The organism is Streptomyces marispadix (assembly GCF_022524345.1).
Taxonomy (GTDB): domain Bacteria; phylum Actinomycetota; class Actinomycetes; order Streptomycetales; family Streptomycetaceae; genus Streptomyces; species Streptomyces marispadix.
The window spans coordinates 2,623,830-2,647,791 of the sequence record NZ_JAKWJU010000002.1; the positions used below are offsets into that span (position 1 = coordinate 2,623,830).

At 70.7% G+C, this 23,962-nt stretch carries 15 protein-coding genes; 11 read left to right on the forward strand and 4 right to left on the reverse strand.

Annotated features, from left to right (window positions below):
• Positions 1 to 119: 119 nt before the first annotated feature.
• A complete protein-coding gene (locus MMA15_RS10880; RefSeq protein ID WP_241058910.1) occupies positions 120 to 1,415 on the reverse strand; it encodes a CapA family protein in 1,296 nt (431 codons plus the stop codon).
• A gap of 387 nt (positions 1,416 to 1,802) precedes the next feature.
• On the opposite strand from MMA15_RS10880, the gene MMA15_RS10885 reads away from it, so the two are divergent.
• The 3 genes from MMA15_RS10885 to MMA15_RS10895 all read left to right on the forward strand — a co-directional run bounded on the left by MMA15_RS10885 (position 1,803) and on the right by MMA15_RS10895 (position 4,848).
• A complete protein-coding gene (locus MMA15_RS10885; RefSeq protein WP_241058911.1) occupies positions 1,803 to 3,617 on the forward strand; it encodes a bifunctional metallophosphatase/5'-nucleotidase in 1,815 nt (604 codons plus the stop codon).
• 388 nt (positions 3,618 to 4,005) lie between these two features.
• Positions 4,006 to 4,422 (forward strand): CBS domain-containing protein, encoded by a 417-nt coding sequence (locus MMA15_RS10890; RefSeq protein ID WP_241058912.1) that lies wholly within the window; start codon positions 4,006 to 4,008, stop codon positions 4,420 to 4,422.
• 192 nt (positions 4,423 to 4,614) lie between these two features.
• Positions 4,615 to 4,848 carry a metallothionein gene (locus MMA15_RS10895; protein ID WP_241058913.1) on the forward strand — a complete coding sequence of 78 codons (234 nt, stop codon included), beginning with the start codon at positions 4,615 to 4,617 and terminating at the stop codon, positions 4,846 to 4,848.
• A gap of 156 nt (positions 4,849 to 5,004) precedes the next feature.
• On the opposite strand, the gene MMA15_RS10900 is transcribed toward MMA15_RS10895, so the two are convergent.
• A complete protein-coding gene (locus MMA15_RS10900; RefSeq protein WP_241058914.1) occupies positions 5,005 to 5,481 on the reverse strand; it encodes a phospholipase in 477 nt (158 codons plus the stop codon).
• Between the two features lie 1,277 nt (positions 5,482 to 6,758).
• On the opposite strand from MMA15_RS10900, the gene MMA15_RS10905 reads away from it, so the two are divergent.
• The 7 genes from MMA15_RS10905 to MMA15_RS10935 all read left to right on the forward strand — a co-directional run bounded on the left by MMA15_RS10905 (position 6,759) and on the right by MMA15_RS10935 (position 16,575).
• Complete coding sequence (locus tag MMA15_RS10905; protein ID WP_241058915.1) at positions 6,759 to 6,962, forward strand: type A2 lantipeptide; 204 nt, start codon at positions 6,759 to 6,761, stop codon at positions 6,960 to 6,962.
• Between the two features lie 374 nt (positions 6,963 to 7,336).
• Complete coding sequence (locus MMA15_RS10910) at positions 7,337 to 8,143, forward strand: HlyD family efflux transporter periplasmic adaptor subunit (RefSeq protein WP_241058916.1); 807 nt, start codon at positions 7,337 to 7,339, stop codon at positions 8,141 to 8,143.
• 494 nt (positions 8,144 to 8,637) lie between these two features.
• Positions 8,638 to 10,755, forward strand: coding sequence for an NHLP family bacteriocin export ABC transporter peptidase/permease/ATPase subunit (locus MMA15_RS10915; protein ID WP_241063128.1), 2,118 nt, complete (start codon positions 8,638 to 8,640; stop codon positions 10,753 to 10,755).
• Between the two features lie 815 nt (positions 10,756 to 11,570).
• Positions 11,571 to 14,429, forward strand: a complete 2,859-nt coding sequence (locus tag MMA15_RS10920) for an NHLP bacteriocin export ABC transporter permease/ATPase subunit (protein WP_241063129.1) — start codon at positions 11,571 to 11,573, stop codon at positions 14,427 to 14,429.
• 174 nt (positions 14,430 to 14,603) lie between these two features.
• Positions 14,604 to 15,149, forward strand: a complete 546-nt coding sequence (locus MMA15_RS10925; RefSeq protein WP_241058917.1) for a hypothetical protein — start codon at positions 14,604 to 14,606, stop codon at positions 15,147 to 15,149.
• Between the two features lie 273 nt (positions 15,150 to 15,422).
• Positions 15,423 to 15,869: an SSI family serine proteinase inhibitor gene (locus tag MMA15_RS10930; protein ID WP_241058918.1), complete on the forward strand. Its 447-nt coding sequence runs from the start codon at positions 15,423 to 15,425 to the stop codon at positions 15,867 to 15,869.
• 319 nt (positions 15,870 to 16,188) lie between these two features.
• A complete protein-coding gene (locus tag MMA15_RS10935; RefSeq protein ID WP_241058919.1) occupies positions 16,189 to 16,575 on the forward strand; it encodes a VOC family protein in 387 nt (128 codons plus the stop codon).
• A gap of 10 nt (positions 16,576 to 16,585) precedes the next feature.
• Here the strand turns inward: MMA15_RS10935 and MMA15_RS10940 are convergent, their stop codons facing one another.
• Entirely contained in the window at positions 16,586 to 19,072 is a 2,487-nt protein-coding gene (locus tag MMA15_RS10940; RefSeq protein ID WP_241058920.1) for a DUF8823 domain-containing protein, read from the reverse strand.
• A 227-nt stretch (positions 19,073 to 19,299) separates the two neighbouring features.
• Positions 19,300 to 22,683, reverse strand: coding sequence for a D-alanyl-D-alanine carboxypeptidase (locus tag MMA15_RS10945; RefSeq protein ID WP_241058921.1), 3,384 nt, complete (start codon positions 22,681 to 22,683; stop codon positions 19,300 to 19,302).
• A 239-nt stretch (positions 22,684 to 22,922) separates the two neighbouring features.
• On the opposite strand from MMA15_RS10945, the gene MMA15_RS10950 reads away from it, so the two are divergent.
• Positions 22,923 to 23,741, forward strand: a complete 819-nt coding sequence (locus MMA15_RS10950) for a GOLPH3/VPS74 family protein (RefSeq protein WP_241058922.1) — start codon at positions 22,923 to 22,925, stop codon at positions 23,739 to 23,741.
• Positions 23,742 to 23,962 lie beyond the last annotated feature (221 nt).

Sequence of the window (23,962 nt, forward strand, 5' to 3'; positions counted from 1 at the left end):
GACCCCGGCCCCCCGGCAGCCGCATGTCCGGAGGCTGAAGCCCCACCCGGCCGTACGCATGATCCGCATACGGCCGGGCGGGGCCCCGCCCTCCCGGAGGTGGTTACCTCAACGAGGCGTCAACGGCCCATCCGCAGACCCTGTTCGGCGGCACCGCGGCTGAGCACCGACTCGCGGATCGTGCGGAACGCCTCGGCCCGCCCCTCACCCGCGTCACGGGCGTTCTCCTGGCTGAGGTCCACGACGCTGATGCGCGGCGACGTCTGGACGAAGAAGGGCACGAACTCCGCCTTCTGCACCTTCCATTCGTTCTGACGCCCCCGACTCCCCGCGTCCTCGCCCGACTTCGCGTGGCCGCCGGACTTCGCGTCCTTGTCCGGCTTCGCGTCGCGGCGGGCGTCGCGGGCGTCCCCCGCCCCGCCTCGCGTGCCGCCCTTCCCCGGCGGTACGAAGGTGAAGCGTGCCGCCGAACTCATCGACCCGCGCGGGTCGTTCATCTTCCCGGCGAGCTGGTCGCCCATCCCGTAGACGACCCAGGTGCCGTTGACCTTCTCGTAGGGCTGCGGCACATGCGCATGGGTGCCGATGATCAGGTCGATGTCCTTGCGTCCGCTGCGGTCGCGGGAGCGTGTGAGCTTCTTCGCCAGTCGCTTCTGCCTGCTGTCGGGGGCCTGTTGCCACTCGGTGCCCCAGTGCATGCTCGTCACGACGATGTCGGCACCGGCGCGCCGCGCCGCCCGCGCGTCGGCGATGATCCGGTCCGGGTCCATCATGTTGACCGCCCACCGCTTGTCCTTGGGCACGGATATGCCGTTCGTCCCGTAGGTGTAGGCGAGTTGGGCGACCTTCGCGCCGCCCGCCTTCATCATCGTCGTACGGCCCCGGGCGCGGGCGGAGGCGGCGGATCCCGCGTGCTTGAGGCCCGCCTTGTCCATGGCGGTGATGGTGCGGCGTACCCCGTCCACACCGTCGTCCATGCTGTGGTTCGAGGCGGACGAACAGCTCTCGTAGCCGGTGTCCTTGAGGGCGGAGGCCACGTCGGGGGGCGTCTTGAAGGCCGGGTATCCGGTGAAGGGGCCGCCCGAGCGGCCGTAGACGGTCTCCATGTGGCATATCGCCAAGTCGGCCCCGGAAGCCAGGGACTTGGCGCCCGCGAGCATCTTGCGGAAGTCGTAGCCCGAGCCGCCCGCGTCCGTACGGGCCTGACGTATGACGGAGTCGTGTGAGAGGACGTCGCCCGTGGCGACCAGGGTGAACGGCCGGTGTGCGGACGCCTGGCGGGCCTCTTTCCTCGCGGCGGCGTCGTCCCGGCGCTCGTCGCGCTGCCGGTCGTGCCCGCTGCCGCAGGCGGCGACGGTCCCCAGCAGCAGCGTCGCGGCGGCGGCGAGGGCGGCCTGACGTATGTACGTGCTCATGATGGGCTCTCGCTTTCTCAGGGAAAGTCGACAAACCCAGATATATGGGGCGGAACGCCGCGCCGCGCGACGGCGCCGCCATACGGCCCAGCCCGTGCGCCCGCCCGTGGGCGGCGGCGGGCCGGCGGGCCGAAGTGCGCGTGGACGGGCCCGCGTAGGGAGCGGCCGTACGAACGCACGCGCACGAAGGGCCGATACGGAGCGCCGCATACGCAGGGTCAGGCTCAGGGCCGAGCCGGTCCGAGCCGCCGGCGAGGCGCGAGGCGACCGCCCGCCACCGGGCGCTCCCCCGGCCGCAACCCTGTCGTTACCGCAACACTCCTGACGCACTACGCGCGTTGACCGTAGGCTGCCAGCGCTCGCAGTCCAGGAAGGGGAACCTCGATGATGACCGTGCAACCTGAACGGCGCAGACGCGTGCGCCGGTTGACCACCGGCGCGGCGGCGCTGGCAGCCGCCGTCGGCGTGCTCGCCGCCGCACTGCCCGCCGGGGCGGAGAGCACCGACGGCGGCGGGCAGCACGCCCAAGGCCGCACCGTCGACGTGCAGTTGCTCTCCTTCAACGACTTCCACGGCAACATCGAGCCGCCGCCCGGCTCTTCAGGCGAGGTCTCGCGGGAGAAGCCCGACGGTTCCACGGAGAAGGTGGCCGCGGGCGGCGCCGAGTATCTGGCGACGTCCCTGCGCAAGGCCCGCAAGGACAACCCCTACAGCGTCACCGCGGCGGCGGGCGACCTGGTGGGCGCGAGCCCCCTGATCTCCGGTCTCTTCCATGACGAGCCCACCATCGAGGCGTTCAACAAGATGGACCTGGACGTCGCGGGCGTCGGGAACCACGAGTTCGACGAGGGCCGCAAGGAGCTGAAACGCCTCCAGGACGGCGGCTGCCACCCCAAGGACGGCTGCTCCGAGGAGGGGAAGGTCTTCAAGGGCTCCGACTTCCCCTATCTCGCCGCGAACGTGACGGACGAGAAGACCGAGCGCCCGATCCTCAAGCCGTACACGGTGTGGAAGAAGAAGGGCGTCAAGATCGGCTTCATCGGCGTGACCCTCGAAGGCACTCCGGACATCGTGAGCGAAGAGGGCGTCAAGGGACTGAAGTTCCACGACGAGATCAAGACCGTCGACAAGTACGCGAAGAAGCTCGACAAGATGGGCGTGAAGTCCATAGTCGCTCTGATCCACGAGGGCGGACTGCCGAAGAAGCCCGAGTACAACTACGACTGCGACAGCCCCGGAGCGGGCGACGGCGTCTCCGGCCCGATCACGGACATCGCCAAGGGCATCTCGCCCAAGGTGGACGCGCTGGTCACCGGCCACACCCACGAGGCGTACGCGTGCAACATCCCGGACCCGGCCGGTAACCCTCGCACGGTCACCTCGGCGTCGTCGTTCGGCAAGCTCTACACGGACACGACGCTGACGTACGACCGCGGCACGGGCGACATCGTCCGCACGAAGGTCGACAGCGCCAACCACGTGGTCAGCCGTAGGCAGGCCAAGGCGAAGGACATGACCTCGCTCGTGAAGCGCTGGGGCAAGCTGGCCGACCCCATCGCCGACAAGCCGATCGGCTACATCTCCGGCGACATCGACGGCCGCGGGGCGGAGAAGCCCGAGTCGCCGCTGGGCGATGTGATCGGCGACGCCCAGCTCGAGTTCATGAAGCCCGAGGACAAGGGCGGCGCCCAGCTCGCGCTGATGAACCCCGGCGGCATCCGTTCCGACCTCGTATACAAGGCGGCGGAGGACGAGGGCGACGGCGTCGTCACCTACGGCGAAGGCTTCACGGTGCAGCCGTTCACCAACATGATGACGGCGATCGACCTCACCGGTAAGCAGCTCGTCACAGCCCTTCAGCAGCAGGTCAGCGGGGCGAACGAGAAGTCACCGAAGATCCTCCAGGTCTCCGAGGGCTTCAGCTACACGCTCGACATGACCAAGTCCGGCAAGGACCGCGTCGTCACCGACTCGGTGAAACTGGATGGCAAGGCGCTCGACCCGGACAAGACCTACCGCGTCGCGATGAACGAGTTCCTGGCGGGCGGCAACGACGGCTTCCCGGTCTTCAAGGACGGCAAGGACAAGCTCGTCGGCAAGTCCGATCTGGAGGCGCTGGAGGCGTACTTCGGCGAGCACTCCTCGAAGTCCGACCCGCTGGACCCGCCGAAGGCGGACCGCATCAAGGTCGTCGAGAAGTAGCGGGAGACAGCGAGAAGTACGGAGAGCACCGCGCAGCGGCCGCCGTTCGCGACGGCCCAGCGGCGCAGCGGCTCGACGGCAGCACCACGGCAGCGCCCTGTCGGGTGGGGGCAGACCCCCGCCGGGCAGGGCGCTGCCGCATGTGCGGGGTCTGCGGGCGCGCCTTCGTACGCAGGGGAGACACGGGGCCGTACGCGGGTCGGGGGTGCGGCCGATACGCGGGCGCCGTCGCGGTGCCGGGGCGGCGCCCCGCAGCGGGTGCACGCCCGCTCACCGGGGTTTGAGCGTGCCGGAACGTGCTACCCGCCCGGCGGCGGCGCGGGCCCCGTGCGGGCTCCCGGCGGACTCGCATGCCGCCGCCCCGAGAAGTCGTCGAGGAGCTGGTCCCATGACTACTGCACGCGAAGTGATGACCCCGGGTGCCGAGTGCGTACAGACGGCTCAGTCGGCCGCCGACGCCGCCCGAATAATGACGGAGGCCGGTGTGGGCGCCCTTCCGATCTGCGGTCCGGACGACAAGATCAAGGGCGTGGTCACGGACCGGGACATCGTGGTGAAGGTGCTCGGCAAGAACCGCGATCCGGGAAGCTTCCCCGCGGGCGATCTCAACCAGAGCGAAGCCGTCACGATCGGGGCGGACGACGACGCCGAGGAGATCCTGGCCACGATGGCGCGCCATCAGGTGCGGCGGCTGCCGGTGATCGACGGTGACCGGCTCGTCGGCATGGTCGCGGTCGCCGATGTCGCAAGGTCGCTGCCGAACGCCAAGACCGGCGAACTCGTCGAGGCCCTGTCGTACGACTGACAGAGCCCGCGACCGACCGGTCCCACGACCGACCGGCCGTCCCCAGCCCACCGGCCGACTACCGCTCGGGGACCGGCGCTCCCGCCGGGGCCGCACGGCCGCCATGGCCGGCGGAATCCGCGCGGCCGGTCCGCCGGTCCACCGACTTCCAGTCGTCCAGTCCCACCCGTCCACACCACCGAGGAGCCTGAGATGGCCGTATGCGAGGTCTGCGGGAACGACTACGAAGCCGCCTTCGAAGTCCGGGCGGCAGGCGCGGTGCACACCTTCGACAGCTTCGAATGCGCCGCGCAGAAGATGGCACCGATCTGTGAGAACTGTGGCTGCCGCATCCTGGGCCACGGTCTCCAGGCAGAGGGGCGCTTCTTCTGCTGCGCGAGCTGCGCCCGGATGCAGGGGCGCATGGAGCTGGCGGACCATGTGTGACCGGTCCGCCGGGAGCTGACGCCTCCGCGAGTACCGGATGACAGCAGTGCGCGGGACGCCGTCGCCACCTGGCGGCGTCCCGCGCACTCGTGTGTGTGCCCGCGTGCTCTGCTGTTTCTCGTGCTCTGCTACGTGAGTTCGGGGGGCGCGCGGCCGTCAGCCGACCGGCGTTCCCTTCTTGACGCCGAGGATCACCACGGCCTGGTAGTAGGTCCATGCGAGCCCGTCGCAGGACTTCTTGGTCGCGCCGTCGTACTGGGCGCAGGCGCGCTTGAGGTCTTCGTAGAAGGCGCTGTCGACGCGGGCCTTGTTGGCTTCGAAGGTGCCCTGCGCCTTGTAGTTGCGGTAGCCGAAGTCGTGCCGGATGCACCCGTTCTCGAAGGGGAAACCGAACGGGTTGTCAGGGGACGAGGAGCAGACGTCGGTCGACCAGTCGAAGTTGTAGTCCGCCCACGCGGCCTGGTCGGCCCTGGCGGCCAGGAAGGCGTTCTGGCTTGCGGCGTCGGTCTGGGTCCAGCTTGCGAGTACCTGGGGTTTGTCGGCCGGGTCCGCGACAGCGCTTGTGGCGGTGCCGAGGACGGTGAGGAGACTCAGGGAGGAGACGATGACACCCGCGATGAGTCTTCGACGCATTTCGAACCTCCGTGGGGGGAGAGGTGGTTCAGAACATCGGACTTGCGGAGCTTGTCAAATCATGAGCATGACAGAACAACCGCTTTCCAAATAGCCGCGTGCGCGGAAGTTCTCCGTACGACTCAAGGTGCCGACGAGGCACACGCGGGCCGTGGTACACGAGCCGGGCCCGCGCCGCTGTGCGGCACCGGACCGGACCGGACCGGGCGTTCCGCACAGACCCGAGCCCCCAGCAGGCCGGGGCCCCGGGGAGGAACCCGGGACCCCGTTGCCAACGTGGGGGAACCCACTACCAGCCTGCACTCCGATAACGAACGCGCCCTGAGATCGTCACGGTTCGGAACGCTTCGCCGAAATACGTGACTTCACACGCCAGTCGGGGCAAGAGCGGCGACGCGCCCGGCAGGGGCCCGGACGCAGTGGGCCAACGTCCGTTCGCCGGGCGGCACTTGTGCGCCGCGAACGCCATGCGGCGACCGTGACTCCCCTCCGCCGGGCGCCGGACGCTCCGTCACATCCCCGCCGCCCCGCACCGCGCCCTCCGCGGCCGCCGTAGGTCCGGACCCCCGGCCCGCCGCTGACGCGGCCTCATTTCCCGCCGTGAGCGGGCCGTTTGGGGATTCGCGGCCCCAGACAGACCCCCGGCAGGTCTCGGAATACCGCCGAAATTCGGACGCATGCGCTCGCCTATATGTCTCGCCATTGGAACGTGTCATATCACCCTTACCCCTCCTTAAGTGCCCGTATTGCGAGGGAACTTCGCTCCGCAATTCTTCGGTCACCATGAGTGACGATTCGTGCAGGGCCCTTCACAGAGGCCGCAGCCGCAGGTCAGACCGCGCAGGCGGGACCAAGTGCGGTGCGGCGAAACTGAATTCAGGGAACCTGCACAACTGGTTCGTACGGACGGCACATGACCCGGGGGGCGCACATGCGGGTGGCTCGTGCGCGGTGAGCTTGATGCGGGAATGTCCACTTGGGACGTCGCGGCCGGATCCACAGTGCGGACATGACCGGAGTGGCAAGTGAAGGGTTCGCCACGAATTCGTGCACACGGCTACACCTCGGCGAAGTCGAGCGGCCGTATCGGCGCTTGAACGGCACTCGGATGAGTGGCCGGGCAGCGCGTACACGTGCTTTGATCGGGCCCTGACGCGGAAGTTGAACGAATGGTTCCCGTTCTCGGGCATCTGACGACCGCTCGACGGCCGGACGGCTTTCCCCGAGCCGGCCGATGCTATTGAGAACACCAGAGCAAGCGAAGGGAAGCTCAACTCATGGACTTCATTGAGACCCGCGAGATTTCCGACAACGACCTGGACAACGTTTCGGGTGGCGTCCTCGGCTCCGTCGTGGGCACCGCGGTGAGCACCGCCGACTCGGTCGCCCCGGTTTCCGAGACCGCCGCCACCGTGAACGGCGTCGCCTCCGGCCTGACCGGTGTCGACACCTCCCAGGTCACGGGCCTCGCCGGTCTCTGAGGCGATGCCCGTCGCCGGGCGGCGGGGCCGGCAGTGCACAGCCCGCACCGCCCGGTGCATCCAATCCCAGTGGGGTGAAGTGAGCCCCGGAACCTGCTTGTTCCGGGGCTTACGGATGCGTACCGGGTAGTTGTGAAACGTAATTGTGAAGTGATGTGAAGGGCTTGTCCCGGAAGTCCGCACAACCCCCGGAGTACACTCCACGAGTCCCGCCCACGAATTACCGTCGGCGGACGGCGGCGGCACCCACGGACGGTCATGTCCCCCGCCCCCGGTCCCACTTCGAAGCCGATGTGAAGACGATGCGGAACGGCGTCGTCACAGAAGGAAGCGTCATGCCTGAAAGCGACGAACGCAGTTGAGGGAATAGCCCCGTGCAGTTCCGGCAGAAGGCGTTTTCCAAGCTGCAATCCCCCGAGGAACTCGACCTGCCCGTGCGCTTCGCGCGCCCGCAGGGCTGGCTCGTGCTGCTCGTGACCGTCCTGGTGATGGCGGGCGCGTGCTACTGGGCCATCACCGGCAGGGTCTCGGGGAAGCTCGACGCGCCCGGAGTCCTCACCCACTCCAAAGGCAGCTACGTGCTCCAGAGCCCCGTCTCGGGTCAGGTCGTGCAGGTGCTGGCCGAGGAAGGCCGCATGCTTCCGGCCCGCACACCGGTGCTGAAGGTGCGAACGGAGGCCGGATACCGGGCAGTTCGCACCGTCGCGGCAGGCCGCATGACGTCGCTGACGGCGAAGATCGGCTCCGTGATCACACCCGGCAAGGACGTCGCGACGGTCGAGCGCATCCAGCGGGCCGACGAGCCCCTGGTGGCGATGTTGTACGTGCCTGGCAGCGGCGGCTCCACGGTCTCCCCCGGCGCGGCCGTCGATCTGACGGTGCAGTCGGCGCCCACCGACCAGTACGGAGTGCTGCGCGGCAAGGTCAAGGCGGTCGGCCGGGCGGCACAGACCCGCCAGCAGATCGCCGGTTTCCTCGGCGACGCGCGGCTTGCGGAGCAGTTCACCAAGGACGGCCAACCGGTCGCGGTGATGGTGGAGTTGGAGAAGTCCGCCACGACGAAGTCCGGCTACGAGTGGTCGTCCGAGAAGGGCCCGCCGTACCGCCTCGACTCCATGACGATCACCGACGGCGCGATACACCAGCCGTCGCAGCGGCCCGTCGATTGGCTGCTCCCATGAGCCCGCGGCAGAAGACCGCCAAGAAGGCACGAACCGCCAAGCAGTCCGGCAGGCAGTCCGCGAGGGCGTCGGCCAAGGCTTCGGCGGAGGCGCCCGCGCCCGAGCCGCGTACCCACGGGTCCGGCGGTGCGGAACCCGGCACAACGGACGCCGGCGGCGGGGACGTTCGTACCTCTGACACGCACAGCGGGGACAACGGCGCCGTCCCGGACGCCGGTTCGGACGGCGGCTGGGACGGCGGTTGGGACGACGGTGGCCAGAACCGGCTGCCGCCGCCCGGCCGCAGAAGGCGCCAGACAAGCGCCAAGAGCGCCAGGCCGGGCAACCCCGGCGGCGAGTCCGGTGCCGGCTCCAGCGGCAAGTCGAGGAGCAAGTCCAGCGGCAAGTCCGGTGCCAGGCGCAGCGGAAAGCACCGCACCGGCGCCGGGCGCACCTCGCCGCAGCAGATACCGAAGCCCAAGTACAAGACCATCCGCACCCCGACCGTCCTCCAGATGGAGGCCGTCGAGTGCGGCGCCGCGGCGCTGTCCATGGTCCTCGGCCACTGGGGGCGGCACGTACCCCTCGAAGAGCTGCGCATCGCCTGCGGCGTCTCCCGCGACGGTTCACGCGCCAGCAACCTCCTGAAGGCCGCCCGCAGTTACGGCCTCACCGCCAAGGGCATGCAGATGGAGCCGGCGGCGCTCGCGGAGATCCCCGCACCCGCCGTCCTGTTCTGGGAGTTCAACCACTACGTCGTCTACGAGGGGATGGGGCGCCGCTTCGGCCGCCGCGGCGTACACATCAACGACCCCGACAAGGGCCGCCGTTTCGTACCCCTGGAGGAGTTCGACACCAGCTTCACCGGCGTCGTCCTCACCTTCGAACCCGGCGACGACTTCCGCCGCGGCGGCAAACGCCCCGGCTTCATGAGCGCCATGCCCGCGCGGCTGCGCCGCACCACCGGCACCATGCTGGCCGCACTGCTCGCGAGCCTGCTGCTGGTGGGCGTGGGCGCGGCGGTGCCCGCCCTCAGCCGCACGTACATCGACATGTTCCTGATCGGCGACCAGACGTCGCTGCTGGGCGTGCTGTTCGCGTCGATGGGCGCGATGGTCGTGCTCACGGCCGCACTGACCGCGCTCCAGCAGGCGAACCTGCTGCGCGGGCGCATCATCTCCTCGACGCTCAGCAGCGCGCGCTTCTTCCGGCATCTGCTGCGCCTGCCAGTCACGTTCTTCGCCCAGCGCAGCCCCGCCGACCTGGTGCAGCGTCTCCAGTCCAACGACACGGTCGCCGAGACCCTCTCGCGCGACCTCGCCGCCGCCGGCGTCGACGCCGTCGTCGTCATCCTCTACGCGGTGCTGCTGTGGACGTACGACCCCCAACTGACCGTCATCGGCGTACTGATCGCACTGGGGAACCTCATCGCGATGCGCGTGGTGATCCGGCTGCGGGCAACCGGCACGCAGAAGCTGCGCGCGGACACCGCCCGGCTCACCAACACCTCGTACACCGGGCTTCAGTTGATCGAGACGATGAAGGCGACCGGCGGCGAGAACGGCTACTTCCGCCGCTGGTCGGGACAGCACGCCACGACCCTGGAGGAGCAGCAGAAGCTGGGGATGCCCACGGCGTGGCTTGCCGTGGTGGCGCCCACGCTCGCGACGCTCAACAGCGCGATGATCCTGCTGATCGGCGGCATGCGCGCAGTCGAGGGCCATATCTCGATCGGTCTGCTGGTGGCCTTCCAGGCGCTGGTGACGCGCTTCACGGCGCCCATCACCCGGCTCAACGGCGTCGCCGGACGCATACAGGACTTCGCCGCCGACGTGGCGAGGCTGAAGGACGTGGAGAACTTCCCCGTCGACTCCCTTTACTCGCGGCGCGAGCCCGTGGCCGACACCCGCCGCCTCAAGGGCCATGTGTCGCTGGAGAACATCACGTTCGGCTACAGCCCGCTCGACAAGCCGCTGCTGACGGACTTCTCGCTGTCGGTCGGACCGGGACGCCAGGTCGCCCTCGTCGGCGGCTCCGGCAGCGGCAAGTCCACGGTCTCCAGGCTGATTTCGGGCCTGTACAGCCCTTGGGAGGGAGTGATCCGCATCGACGGGCAGCGGCTGGAGGACATCTCCCGCAGCGCCCTGGCCGCCTCGGTCTCCTTCGTCGACCAGGACGTCTTCCTCTTCGAGGGGACGGTAAGGGACAACGTGGCCCTGTGGGACCCGTCGATACCTGACGAGGCGGTCACCACCGCGCTGCGTGACGCCGCCGTCCTCGACGACTTCGCCCGGCGGCCCGGCGGCATCCACAGCCGCGTCGAGCAGGACGGCCGCAACCTCTCCGGCGGGCAGCGGCAGCGCCTGGAGATCGCCCGCGCGCTGGTGCGGCGGCCCAGCATCCTCGTACTGGACGAGGTGACCAGCGCCCTGGACGCCCAGACCGAGCAGGTCATCATCGACAATCTGCGGCGCCGCGGCTGCGCGTGCGTGGTGATCGCGCACCGGCTGAGCACCGTACGCGACAGCGACGAGATCGTGATGCTGGACCACGGCAGCGTCGTCGAACGCGGCCGCCACGAGGAGCTGGTGGCCCGCGGCGGCGCGTACGCGGAACTGGTCAAGGAGCACTGAACGTGGCATCCGCCGAAGGCTCCGCAGGAGACCCCCGCAACGGCGAGGGGCAGAACGAGGCTTCCTGGGACACCGGTCAGTGGGAGACCGGTCAATGGGAGACGGCCCAGTGGGACACCGGTCAATGGGACACCGGCCAGTGGCAGACGGGCCAGTGGGAGACCGGCGCGTACGGGACCGTGGCGACGGGAGACGGTGACGCGGGCGCGGACAGCGCCACGAACGGCCCCTCGGGCACTGGCACGGGCACCGGCGCGAATACCGCTGTGAACTCGGCCGGGAGCGCCGCCGCGCACCCGAGTGCCGCCCCGGGTACGGACGTCGGCACGGGCGCGGGGCAGCAGCAGAACGGTGCGTACGACACGGGCGGGCACGCCGCCGTGCCGTACGCGAACGACTCGTACCCGAACGACTCGTACGACACCGGCACGATGAACGCAGTCCCATACGGCGCAGGCGGGCACGGTCACGGCGAGCAGCACACCGGTGGCCACGGCACCGGCGGGCACGGCACCACGACCTACGACACCGGCCAGCACGCGGTGGTACCGCCCACGGACGCCACCGGCCAGCACGCGGTCGTACCGCCCACGGACGCCACCGGCCAGCACCCCGTCGTACCGCCCACGGACGCCACCGGCCAGCACGCGGTCGTACCGCCGCCCGCGGCCACCACGGGGCCCATCCCCGCCGTGGAGCCCACACAGACGCCCACGCCGACACCCACGCCCACGGCCCCCGCCGGACCGGCGGACGCGACCGCGACCGGACCCGCCCACGCGGCCGGACAGGACCCGGTCATCGCCGCGTTCGGCATGCTCGGCACGGACGCCGACTGGTCCGGCAGGCGCAGCCTCCAACTCGAAGGCCCCCATGTGCTGTGGCTGGTGACGGCCGGTGCGATGGACCTCTTCGCCGTCGACGCCGTCCAGCAGGGCCACTGGCACTTCCTCGGGCGCCTGGAGCCGGGCACCTTGCTCCTCGGGCCCATCGAGGGCCCCCAGCACACACTCGTCGGCAGGCCGCTGCGCGAGTGCGCGGTGCGCCGCATCGAACTGCGTGAGCTGGAGCGGCCCGAGCACAGGAACGTCGCCGCGGTCTTCCGCGGACACAACCCCGCGGGCCAGCAGCAGGCAGCCGGGCCCGACTCCGCCCAGGGCGCCGACGGCATCGCCGCCCTGCCGCACACCCACCTCGACAGGGCCTTCGCACTGGGCATCGGCCGCAGCCTCCGGGTGCTCTTCGAGGCGCCGCTCGACGGCGAGGTGACCCCGGACGCCATGAACCCCGGTGCCGGGCAGGGCGGCGGCCCGGACGACGAGGACATCCTGTGGATGAACGTCGATCCCCGAAGCGTCCAGTACGGCGCCGAGTTCAGCCCGGAGGCGGCGTCGCAGCTCCTCGTCGACGGTGCGGTCTGGCAGCGCATGGTGGACCAGCAGTTCCGGCTGCTCTCCGCCCTCGACCGCTGGATCGAACACCTCGAACGTGCACACGAGGACCGTACCGCCGCGGGCATCGAGGCGGGCGAGGCCGTACGCGCCCAGGCCGACCAGGCGCTGCTGGCCTCCATCAACACCACCGGCAAGGGCGCCTCGGGCCCCTCGTCCGCGAACGACGACGCGACGCTCGCCGTCTCCCGCATGGCCGCGCGTGCCGCCGGCATCGAGCTGTCCGCGCCCGCACAGGGCCGCGCCGTCAACGACCGTACGAACCCGGTGGAGCGCATCGCGCTCAGCTCCCGCGTACGCACCCGCGTGGTGAAGCTGCGCCACCGCTGGTGGCGGGAGAACACCGGCCCGCTCGTGGGCCACAGGGCGGACTCGGGCGAGCCGGTCGCGCTGCTGTGGCGGCGCGGACGTTACGAGGCGGTCGACGCGGACGGCGTGCGCACCCGCATCCGCAAGTCACGCGCGGGCGAATTCGAGGCGCGTGCCGTGATGTTCTACCGGCCGCTGCCCGAAGAGCCCATGAGCGCATGGCGGTTGATGCGTTTCTGTCTGCGCGGCACGCGCATGGACCTGCGCAATCTGGCGCTGGGCGGGCTTGTCGCCGTCGGCCTGGGCGCGCTGGTGCCGATCGCCACAGGCCAGGTGCTCGGTGTGTATGTGCCGAACGCCGAGACCAGTCTCATCACCCAGGTCTCGCTGGCGATCGTGCTCAGCAGCATCGTCTCCGCGGCGTTCATGCTGCTTCAGAACACCTCCATCCTGCGCATGGAGGGACGCTTCGAGGCCGCTTTGCAGCCCGCTGTCTGGGACCGGCTGCTGCGGCTGCCCACGAAGTTCTTCGCGGAACGCTCCACCGGCGAACTGGCCAGCGCCGCCATGGGGATCAGCACCATGCGCAGAGTGATGTCGGGCGTGGGGCCCGTGGCCGTACAGGCGTGCACGGTCGGCACGATGAACCTGGTGCTGCTGCTGTTCTACAGCGTTCCGCTGGCGCTGATGGCGCTGATGCTGCTGGTGTTCATCGCGGGCGCGTTCATCGCCATGGGGATCTGGCAACTGCGCTGGCAGAGCAGGCTCGTCGACCTCAACAACAAGCTCAACAACATGTCGTTCCAGACGCTGCGGGGCCTGCCGAAGCTGCGCGTGGCCGCCGCCGAGAGCTTCGCCTACGCGGCGTGGGCAAGGGAGTTCGCCCGCAGCCGGGAACTACAGCAGCGCGTCGGCCGGATCAAGAACTACACGACCGTGCTCAACTCGGTCTATCTGCCGCTGACTTCGCTCGTACTGTTCATGCTGCTGGCCGGTCCCGCCCGCGGCACCCTCTCCTCCAGCGGCTTCCTCACGTTCAACACCGCCGTCACGATGATGCTGACGTCGGTCACGCAGCTCACCAACTCGCTGATCTCGGCCGCCGCGGCGCTTCCGATGTTCGAGAAGGTCAAGCCCGTGCTCAACGAGCCCACCGAGGTACGCGACGGCAGCACCCAGCCCGGCGAGCTGTCCGGCGCGATCGAGGCACGGCATCTGACGTTCCGCTACAGCGACGACGGTCCGCTCACCCTCGACGACGTCTCGCTGCGTGTGGAGCCCGGCGAGTTCGTCGCCGTCGTAGGGCCCAGCGGCTGCGGGAAGTCGACGCTGCTGAGGCTGCTCATCGGCTTCGAGAAGCCCGCCTCGGGCAGCGTCCTCTACGACGGCCAGGACCTCGCCGCCCTCGACCAGGCGGCGGTGCGGCGGCAGTGCGGCGTAGTGCTCCAGAACGCGCAGCCGTTCGTCGGCTCGATCCTCGACTCCATCTGCGGCGCGGAGATCTACTCGCACGAAGAGGCATGGGAGGCCGCCGAGATGGCGGGCCTCGCCGAGGACATCAAGCGCATGCCCATGGGGATGCACACGATCCTCTCCGACGGGGGTTCGGCCGTCTCCGGCGGACAGCGGCAGCGCCTGATGATCGCGCAGGCCCTCATCCGGCGCCCGCGCATCCTCTACTTCGACGAGGCCACCAGCGCCCTCGACAACGAGACGCAGCGCACCGTCATCGAGAGCACCCGCAAGCTACAGGCCACGCGCATCGTGATCGCCCACCGGCTGTCGACCGTCATGGACGCCGACCGGGTGCTGGTGATGTCGCAGGGGCGGATCGTGCAGCAGGGGTCGCCGTCGGAGTTGCTGGCGGACACCTCCGGTGAGTTCCACGCGCTGGTACGCCGCCAGATCCGCTGACGCCGTCCGGGCCGGGTCGGTACGCGGCGGGCAGCGGGACCGATGGTACGGAATCGGGCATTGACCCACGTTCTTGACGTTCCGTGACCGATGCGTGATCGAACGAGGGCTCTCGTGGCAGTGAAACGACCGCACCGCCGGTGTCCCCGGCTCGCCGCCCGATGTTGCCCGTGCATGGGAAACACGTCATTCACCGTTCTGAGGACCGCCCGCCACGACGTGCCCGCCGAGCCGCCGCGCACACAGTTCGCGGAACTGACCGGCGCCTACTGGCTGGAGCCCATCTACGCCGGGCTCGCGAACGAATGGAACCGCCAGGGCAGGACCGTCCCGGGTGCACCACGCGAACAGTGGCGGGTGCCGCCCGACGAGTCCACGGGCGCGGAGGGGACCGCCCGGGAGACCGGCAGTGCGGACCCGCAGGGAGGACTGGAGGGTCGCCGGGAAGAACGGCCGGAACGACGGCCGGAAGCACGCCAAGAGGTCCAGGGGGGCCAGGAGTCCGGGGCGGGGCCGAGGTTGCGGCAGGTGCGGGACGTTCGCGAGGTGCGGGACTTCCGAGAGGTGCGCGACGTTCGGGAAGTCCCGGCTGCGCGGCGGGTGCGGGAGATCCCGCGTGCGCGCGACGTACCCGAGGTGACCGAGGCGACGGAAGTGCCCAAGGCATCCGAGGCATTCGCGGCATCTGCGACGCCCGAGGCGTCCGAGGTTCGGGAGTGACCCTCGGAGCGGTCGTACGCCTCTGACGCCGGGCCTGGCGGTCCTCGTGGAACACCGGGCCCGCGTCGCCCGCTCCCGTCCGTATGCACCCAGGCGTACCTCGTTCGAGTCAATCCACGGCTCGAAGCGCGACGCACGCCCCCCTTCGCGCGTTGGCGGGCCGACAGGGTGCCCCCGCGTCGTCCGGCCCGCCCCGGGCCGCCGTGCGGCGCGAACACCCCTCGATTCGTTCCGAGTCCCTTCGTCCTCCGCACCGGTGTCCAGGAGTCCTCGATGCAGATCCGACGTCTCGCCCTCACCGCGACCGCCCTCACCTCCCTACTCACCTCGGCCGCGACCGCCGCCCCGCACGCGTTCGCCGACGCGTACCAGGGGCGCGCGGACCGCCTCGTCGTCACCGTCGCCGAATCCGGCAGCACAGCCTCCGAAGGCACCTACGTGCTCTACTGCCACCCCGCCGCAGGCGACCACCCCCGGCCCGAAGCTGCCTGCGACGGGCTGGACGAGGTGACCACCTGGGGCAAGGACCCGTTCGCCCCCGTGACGCGCGGCACCCGCTGCACGATGCAGTACGGCGGCCCGGCGAGCGCCCATGTACGCGGCGTCTGGGCGGGCCGTCCCGTCGACGCCCACTTCAACCGAGAGAACGGCTGCGAGATGAAGCGCTGGGACGCCCTCGTGCCGCTGCTGCCCCGCACGGGCATGAGCGCACCGTCGTGACGAGCACTGCGTGACGCAGCGCGGCCGAAGACACGGGGCCGGTGCCGGGACAGCCCGGCACCGGCCCCGTCGTTTCGGACCGTCGTTTCGGACCGTCGCTTCGGCCGGACCGCCTCGGTCCACGGGCCTACGACGTAATACCGAAGCGGATCGTGAAATCCGGTGCGCCTCCCGTCCGTTGGAACACGGTGGAGGACACGGCACGAACAGCCCGCCCAAGAAGCAGGGCACGAGAAGCAGGGGCCCAAGAACCAGGGCACGAGAAGCCACCCACGAGAAGAAGCCGCACCGCGCCAGACGAACGGATGAGGAGACTTCCATGGCAGTCCAGCTCAATCACACGATCGTCCACGCCACCGACAAGAAGGTCTCGGCGGAGTTCCTCGCCGGGCTGCTGGGGCTCGAAGTGCAGCCGCAGTTCGGGCCGTTCCTGCCGGTGACCGCAGCCAACGACGTCACGCTCGACTTCGCGGACGCCGGCGACCGGGGCGTCACGCCGCAGCACTACGCGTTCCTCGTCTCCGAGGAGGAGTTCGACGCGATCTTCGCCCGCGTCAAGGACGCGGGTCTCACGTACTACGCGGACCCCCATCGGCAGCGTCCCGGCGAGATCAACCACAACGACGGCGGACGCGGCGTCTACTGGGCCGACCCGGACGACCACATGATGGAGATCATCACCCGCCCCTACGGCAGCGGGAGTTGACCGTTCCGCCTCACCGTTCGGCTGTGCCCGGACCCGCAGAGGAATCCTGCGACGAGCCCTTCCCGGGACCCGGCTCCGGGCGGGAATCCGGGCCGGACGCCGGGCCGACCGAGGCGCTGCTGCCGGGACACGTCGTACCGCGCGGCAGCTTGTAGGGCGCCGCCAACCGGTACGTGCCGGGGCGCGGCGCCTCCAGCAGGGTCCAGGTGTCCATGACCGGCTCCTCCTCACCGGGCGGCGGCGGACCGCCCACCTGCGGCCTGGCCTTGCGCAGACAGCCGTAGAGGTTCGGGCGGCCCGGCTGCGGCGCCTCGATGCGGCGGCCCTCGGCGTCGACCAGTCCGAGCCAGGGCGACCAGGGGATACGCACCAGCACGGCGCCGCGCTCCCGCACCCGTACCTTCACCTCGCCGGCGCCCGCGTGCTCGACGCTCGCGGGCGGATCGGCCATCGGCAGCGGGTCGGCGACCCGGTAGAGCCGCCAGTGCACGCCGCTCCAGATCTCCTTCAGATACGGCTGCCCACGGCGGACGATCTCGGCTTCTTCCTTGCCCGCACCGTCCGGGGGCGAGGACGGCAGCACCACATAGCGCACGGCCCAGCGCCGCAGCCAGCGGTGGTAACTCTTCTCCGTCAGGCCGCCGTTCTCGTAGAAGACGGGGTTGCGGTCGGTGTCGGCCTGTCTGTTCCAGCCGCGGGCGAGGTTGACGTACGGGGCGAGGGCCGACGCCTCGCGATGGCTGCGCACGGGTACGACCTCGACCCGGCCGCGGGACGCGTCGACCTTCTTCAACTGCTCCACGAGGGGACGCAGTTCGCCCGTCCACGCGTCGTCGGGCGTCGTCGCGAACACGTCGTAGGAGGGCTTGCCGATCTGCCAGCCGGTCGCGACCACGAGCGCGGCGGCCATCGCCATGCCTCGGCGCGACCGCCAGTCCCCACGCACCACCAGCGGCGCCGCCGCGAGCAGCACCACCACGCCGAACAGCAGGCTCAGCCGCTCCACGTTCGACCCGACCTGCGACGGGATCAGCCACGTCAGCACCACGCCCGCCCCGTACACCAGCGCACCCAGCCGCACGGTGCGCCATGAGCGGGGCACCAGCAGGAACGCGGGCACCGCGCCCGCGAGCGGGAAGAGCGCCGACCACCACGGGATCGGCTGCAACCCGTGGAACGGGAAGAAGGCGGCCGACAGCGCCACCACAACGGGCGGTGCGACGGCCAGCGCGTACGCGGCCTGACGGCGGCGGTCGAGGAAGAGGGCGGCGGCGACCACTTCGAGGAAGAGCCCGGCAACGGGGCTTCCCGTCGTCGCGAGCGCCGCGAGCAGCGCCGCGGCTGCTCCGCGCGCCACCCGCCACTTGCCGGAGCCGCGCCACCAGCGCCGGGGCCAGGCCCACACCATCGCGACCGCGGCGAGTGCGAAGAGCACGCCGAGCGCGAAGGTGACCCGGCCGGAGGCCGCGTTGCAGACGAAGGAGAACGCGCCCCAGAGAGCGGGCGCGAGCGGCCTGCGCAGCACCCGCCGGAGGATCAGCGCCAGCAGCCCGGAGGAGAGGATTCCGGCAAGGATCAGGGTGCTGCGGACCCCGAGCCAGGCCATGAGGTACGGCGAGAGGACGCTGTACGAGAAGGGGTGCAGCCCCCCGTACCAGGCCAGGTTGTAGGCGGAGTCCGGGTGTTCGCCGACGAACTTCGCCCAGGCGTCCTGTGCCGCCAGGTCGCCGCCGCCGCTGGCGAGAAGCCACAGCCACAACAGGTGCAGGACCGTCGCCAGCAGCACGGGCGAGGCCACGGGGTGGCGCAGCAGGGCGGAGGCGAGCCGGCGTACGCGCGACGGCAGCGGCTCGGTGACGGCGGCGGTTCGGGGGGCGGCGGGGGCGGCCTCGCCGGCGGCCGTTTCGGGGGCCGTTTCGGGGGCCGGATTCGTTGCTGAGTCAGTCGCGGTGCCTGTTGTGGTGCCTGTCGCTGAGTCTGTTGTGGTGCCGGTTCCCGCGTCGGTTGCTTTGCCGGGCGCGGGGTCGGCCGCCGCAGGGGGCACGTGGGCCGGGTCGCTGTCCGTACGTGCCGTCTCGGTACCGGAGTCGGCGACGGCGCCGGGATCGGCGTGGGCGCCGGGGTCGTGTGGGCGGCCCGGGGGCGCGCCCTGCCCGGGTCCCCTGCCCGCGCGTGTGTGCTCGCCGACGTCCGGGCCACCGGGGCGCAACGGCATCCGGCTTCGCGTATGGCCCGACGCACGCCCCTGTACGCGCCGCGGACCGCGCGTCCTGGTGCCCGTGCTCTCCGCCGAGTCCACGTCGGTGCCTCGTCTGGGCCCCGGGACGGTGCCGGTCTCTGTGCCGCTCTCGGCGCCCGTATCGGAGCCGGAAGCGGAGCCGGTGCCGGTTCGGGCGGCGGCGCGTGAGGACGCACCCGTCCCGGGGACCGGCCTGTCCCCGGCTTCTATACCGGCGTCCTCGCCTTCCGGCATCTGCGGCTCCTGCACAGTCGGCACTGCGCCCTCTCCCCCGTACGGCTCGGCCCGCCTCACCGCGTAGTGAGCCGGGCCCTTCTCACCGGTACGGGACCTTCCGGTGACCGGCGGTCCCGTCGGCACCTCTCGCGGACCCGGAACCCGGGCCCCGCCGGTCTTGGCCCGGGTTCCGGGTCCGGGTCGAGGTCCCGGTCAAGGTCCCGGTCAAGGTCCCGGTCCCGCCGGTGTCTCCGGTCATGTCAGCCGGTTCACAGGATCCTGGTCAACTTGGCCCCGAAGCCCGGCGCGGTCATGTCCTCCTTCAGCTTCACCGGAACCCTCACCTGGCCCGGTCCGTCGCCCACGGTCAGCGTGCCGGCCCTGTCGCCCGCCTTCCCCTCATGGGGCAGCGCCTTGCCGCCGTCCGTGAGACCGAGCTTCACCTTCAGCCCGGACCAGCCCACGGCCGAGACGTCACGCGAGGCGACGACGGGCGTCTTCCCGCCGAGCTGGTCGTCCACGTAGCCGACGACCTCGCCCTTGCGCACCACCTTCTGCGCACGCAACGAGTCCTGTGCGGTGTCGATGAGCTTCTTGCTCGCGGCGAGCACCGTGTCGAGGATCGACGGCTCGTACTGTCCGAGCACCGCCCCGACGATCAACTGCTCGGTGCCGCCGACCCTCTTCTCCGCTGCGAAGAGCAGATTGCCGCCCGCCTTCGTCGTCGTACCGGTCTTGATGCCGACGACTCCGTCGAGCGGGACGAGCTTGTTCCAGTTGCCGTGCCGGTCGCCCTTGGTGTCGGTGTAGCCGGGCATCCGTACGGTCTCACGGAAGACGTCGATGTCCATGGCCTTCTTCGCGAGCTTCACCTGGTCCGTGGCGGTGCTCACCGTGGAGGACGTCAGACCGCTGGGGTCGGTGTACTTGGTGTTCTTCATGCCGAGTTCGCCGGCCGCCTTGTTCATCTTCCTCGCGAACGCCTTCTCCGAACCCGCGTCCCAACGGGCGAGCAACCGGGCGACGTTGTTCGCGGAAGCGATCATCACGGCCTGGACTGCCTCACGTTCGGAGAGCGTGTCGCCCTTCTTCACCTCGACGGTCGACTCGTTCTGCGCGCTCAGGCCGGCTTCCTTCTCGGCCTTCTTGTCGACGGGGATCTTCGCACCGTCCGACCCCTTCTTGACCGGGTGGTCGCGCAGGATGACGTACGCGGTCATCACCTTCGCCACACTCGCGATCGGCACCGGCTTCTGCTTGCCGTACGAGCCGAGCGAGCCGAGGCCCTGCACTTCCAGCGCGGCCTGCCCCTCGGAAGGCCACGGCACGGACGGCTTGTGCCCCTGGAAGCTGTAGGTCGGCGAGGCCGAGAGCGACAACTGCGGGTCGGGCAGCGGACGTACGGCCTGAGCGATGGCGAAGAGGATCGCCAGCACCACCACCAGCGGCGTCCAGATCTTGACCCTGCGTACGGCCGTACGCAGCGGAGTCTCGGGCGGCGGCGGGGTGTTGGTGAGCTGGGCGAGCAGGTCGAGCGGCGCCTGATCGGGCCGCACCTGCTGCCTCGTCAACTCGGCCTCGGAGAGCTGCTTTTGCGGCTCCGCCTCGGGCGGCAGCGCCCCGGCGGCCGGCTGGCCCTCGGGCTTGGGCGGTACGACCGGGCTGGGCGCACGCGTGGGCCGTGGGGGCGCGTCGGCGGACCGCAGGGGCACGAACTGGCTGGTGCGCTCCGAGTCCGACTCGTCGTCGCCCGGCCGGGTCTTCTCGTCCGGGGAGGAGGACTTCCCGTCCGGGGACAGGGGCTTCTCGTCACCGGAGCCGGGCTTCGCCCCGTGCTCGCGGCGCTGCTTGTCCGGCTCGGGCTTCTTGTCGCCGTCCGCGTCGTCGGCCTTGGAAGCGGCCTTGGAATCAGCCTTGCCACCGGACTCGGCCTTGGAATCAGCCTTGCCACCGGACTCGGGGTCGGCGCCGGAGGGCGCAGCCGCTGCCGACGCTGCCACGCGCGGGTCGACGGGCTTCGAGGGCGCGTCCCCGGACTTCGGGGACTCGGGGGACTTCTCCGGTGACTCGGCGGTCTGGTCCGGGGACTTGGCGGGCTGGTCCTCGGGCTTGGACGGCTTCGCGGACTTCGCATCCGCGTCCTTCGTCCCCGCTGCCCCGGACTTCGCGGACGCCTCCGGCTTCTCCGCCTTGCCGGTTTTCGCCGAGGCGCCTGCCTTGCCGTCCTTCTGACCTTCGGCCGCGCCTGCCGCCTTGTCTTCTCCCCCGCCTTCCGCCTTGCTCTCTGCGTCGGCCTTGTCCCGGCTGCCCGGCTCTACGGTGCGGAAGACGGCCGTCGGCTGATCCACACGCCCTGCGCCGGAGCCCTCGCGGCCCGAACTCTCGCCCCGCGAGCCCTCGTTGGGGGAAGCCTCGTCGCCGGGCGTCTCCTCGGCACCGGCGCCCTTCGCGGCACGGTCCGCCGAGGCTTCGCGAGCAGGCACACGGAAGACCGCCGTGGGCTCGTCCACCCGTCGGCCGCTTACCGCCTCGGGCTTCCCACCGGTCTGCTCGGCGGCCTTCCCGCCGGACTCCTCACCGGTCTTCTCAGCGGCTTCCTCACCGAGCTTCCCAGCGGACTTCCCAGGGGCCTCCTCACCGGTCTTCTCACCCGTGGGCTCTTCGTCCTCGCTGCGCGCCTCGGAGCTGCCGGACGCTTCCGCCGCGTCGGTCTCTGCGGGCTCGCCGGTCCCTCCGGTTCCGTCGACCTCCCCGACGTCCCCGGCCTCCGCGACGTCCCCGGTCTCGTCGGTCTCGTCGGTCTCGACGGCCTCCCCGTCGCTTCCGCTCTGGGTGGGTTTGCCCGAACCGAAGAAGGCGGCGGTCATGCGCTCCGCGCGCCTGGCGGCCTCCTCGCTGTCCGTCGCCGCCGCGAAGTCGTCCTCGCCGGGCCGTACGGTCCTGAACATCGCCGTGGGGTGGTCCACCCCGGCCGGGGCCTTCGCGGCGCTCTCAGCGCCGTCTGAGCCCTTCGGCGCCTTCACGTCTCCCGAGCCGCCCGTGCCGTTCGCGCCACCGGAGTCACTCGCACCACCCGAGCCACCCGAGGCGTCCGGCTCCTCGCCGTCGGCGGACTTCGGACGCACCGGCAGCTCTCCGGCCGGAATTTGGCTTGAATTCTTCTCCCCCGAACCGGAGTTGGCACTCTCGTTCTTGACGTCCGCGGTTTTTTCGGTGCTTTGCCCGTCGCTCTCGGCGGCTTGCCCGGTGCCACCGGGCTCGTCGTCCGTACCGGCGACCCACGCCGCCACCGCGGCCTTCAACCGGTCGTCGCCGCGCCCGTTGCCCTCGCCGCCGCCACCGGAGGCCGCGGCTTCGGAGCCGTCCGTCCCGGCACCGTCGCGAGCGCCGTCCGCGGCTTCCGCTTCCGTCTCGCCCCCGTCGGCCGCCGACGGCTCGGGCGGGGCGGGCGAGGCGTCGCCCGCGGCCTCGTCCCGGGCTTCGCCGGAATCGTCCGTGGCGTCGGAGGGGGCGGCGTCCGGCTTCGCGCCCCGCTTCCGCTCGTGGTTCTTCCCGGACTTCTTCCCGTCCGTGGAAGCAACCGCCGTGAGGTCGTCCGTCGTCTCCCCCGACGACTCCCTGCGTTCCACCTTGTCGGGGGACTCGCCCGCCACCGATGCCTCCTGCTGATGAATCTCGCCGCTCGCCCTACAAGTTGCGTATCAGTTAACAGTGTCCTGTGCGCCGCGCCTCCCACATCGCGCGGGGGCTCCGGCAAGGTCACGGACAGGTCTCTCCGACCGTGCAGACGAGAACGACATACCTACTGGTTCCCGTCCATAACGCCCAGGCACTCTCGACAGACCATTGTGAGAGGGGTCACCCTGTCAGACATCCACGCGGGGAGGCATGGATGGGCAGGAGCCGCAGAACTATTCCGGAGGAGCTTCTGCTGCTGGCCTTGGACCCGGCCACGGGCACCACGGCACAGCCGCAGTCGCTTGACCTCGGCCTGGCCGGGGCCCAGCTCGTCGAGCTGGCTCTCGCAGGACGTATAGCCCCAGACGGGGACCGAATCGCCGTGGTGCTGCCACGGCCGACCGGAGATCCAACTCTGGACTCCGCACTGGAGTTGCTGCGAAGGCGTGGCAGCCCGGTGCGCGCTGTCCACTGGATCGGCGGACCCCGATTGGGGCTTCGCCAAACCTATCTCACACACCTGGAGCGGTGCGGCATGGTGCATGCCGTATCAAGCCAGATGTGCGGGGTGTTGCCGACGACGCGCTACCAGGCGACGGAGACGGCCATCAGCCGGGAGATACGAACCCGGCTCGATGCGGCGATCCGTACGGGCGTGCCGCCGGACCCGCGGACGGCGGCGCTCGCGGCGCTGGCGCACGCGGTCGGCCTCGGCAAGCACCTGTATCCCGGCAACGAGGGGCGCTCGTGCCGCTCGCGTCTCCGGGATCTCATTCGGCACGACCCGATGGGCGGTCTCGTCGCACACGCCGTGATGGATGTGCAGAACGGCGCGGGGGCGCAGCCCCGGCGTGCGGCGGGCAACGGCGGCGCCGGTGCTCCGGCTCCCCCCGCCCAGAACGGCCGGCCGGCGGCGAGCGGCCGTCCCACGGCTGCGCGCGCGGGCGTACCCTCCGGACACGTCCAGTCCAGGCAGGTGTCTGAGAAGACACGGCCGAGTGTGGGCGGGATGGTCCGCGCCGGCGCACGCTGATCGAGGGGTGCGCGCGAGCGCACTCTGCACCACCGGCAGCGCGTCGGAGCGCCTGCCGGCACCGTGAAGGCGCGCGGGGTGGTGGCCCGGCTGTCGAAGGGGACGGCCGGACCACCACCCCGCGCGCATGCCTGCGGTCGGTGTCGCGCCGTGGACGCCTCCGCGCGTCGAGTACGGGCGTGTGCGAACGGCCGGGCCGCCGTGGCCGTATCCGTTCTGCC

Coding starts and splice junctions, on each gene's coding strand:
- MMA15_RS10915 (WP_241063128.1), top strand. CDS start 8,638: ATGGAGGCCGTCGAGTGCGGCGCCGCGGCGCTGTCCATGGTCCTCGGC.
- MMA15_RS10920 (WP_241063129.1), top strand. CDS start 11,571: ATGCTCGGCACGGACGCCGACTGGTCCGGCAGGCGCAGCCTCCAACTC.
- MMA15_RS10950 (WP_241058922.1), top strand. CDS start 22,923: ATGGGCAGGAGCCGCAGAACTATTCCGGAGGAGCTTCTGCTGCTGGCC.
- MMA15_RS10885 (WP_241058911.1), top strand. CDS start 1,803: ATGACCGTGCAACCTGAACGGCGCAGACGCGTGCGCCGGTTGACCACC.
- MMA15_RS10935 (WP_241058919.1), top strand. CDS start 16,189: ATGGCAGTCCAGCTCAATCACACGATCGTCCACGCCACCGACAAGAAG.
- MMA15_RS10925 (WP_241058917.1), top strand. CDS start 14,604: ATGGGAAACACGTCATTCACCGTTCTGAGGACCGCCCGCCACGACGTG.
- MMA15_RS10890 (WP_241058912.1), top strand. CDS start 4,006: ATGACTACTGCACGCGAAGTGATGACCCCGGGTGCCGAGTGCGTACAG.
- MMA15_RS10895 (WP_241058913.1), top strand. CDS start 4,615: ATGGCCGTATGCGAGGTCTGCGGGAACGACTACGAAGCCGCCTTCGAA.
- MMA15_RS10930 (WP_241058918.1), top strand. CDS start 15,423: ATGCAGATCCGACGTCTCGCCCTCACCGCGACCGCCCTCACCTCCCTA.
- MMA15_RS10905 (WP_241058915.1), top strand. CDS start 6,759: ATGGACTTCATTGAGACCCGCGAGATTTCCGACAACGACCTGGACAAC.
- MMA15_RS10880 (WP_241058910.1), bottom strand. CDS start 1,415: ATGAGCACGTACATACGTCAGGCCGCCCTCGCCGCCGCCGCGACGCTG.
- MMA15_RS10900 (WP_241058914.1), bottom strand. CDS start 5,481: ATGCGTCGAAGACTCATCGCGGGTGTCATCGTCTCCTCCCTGAGTCTC.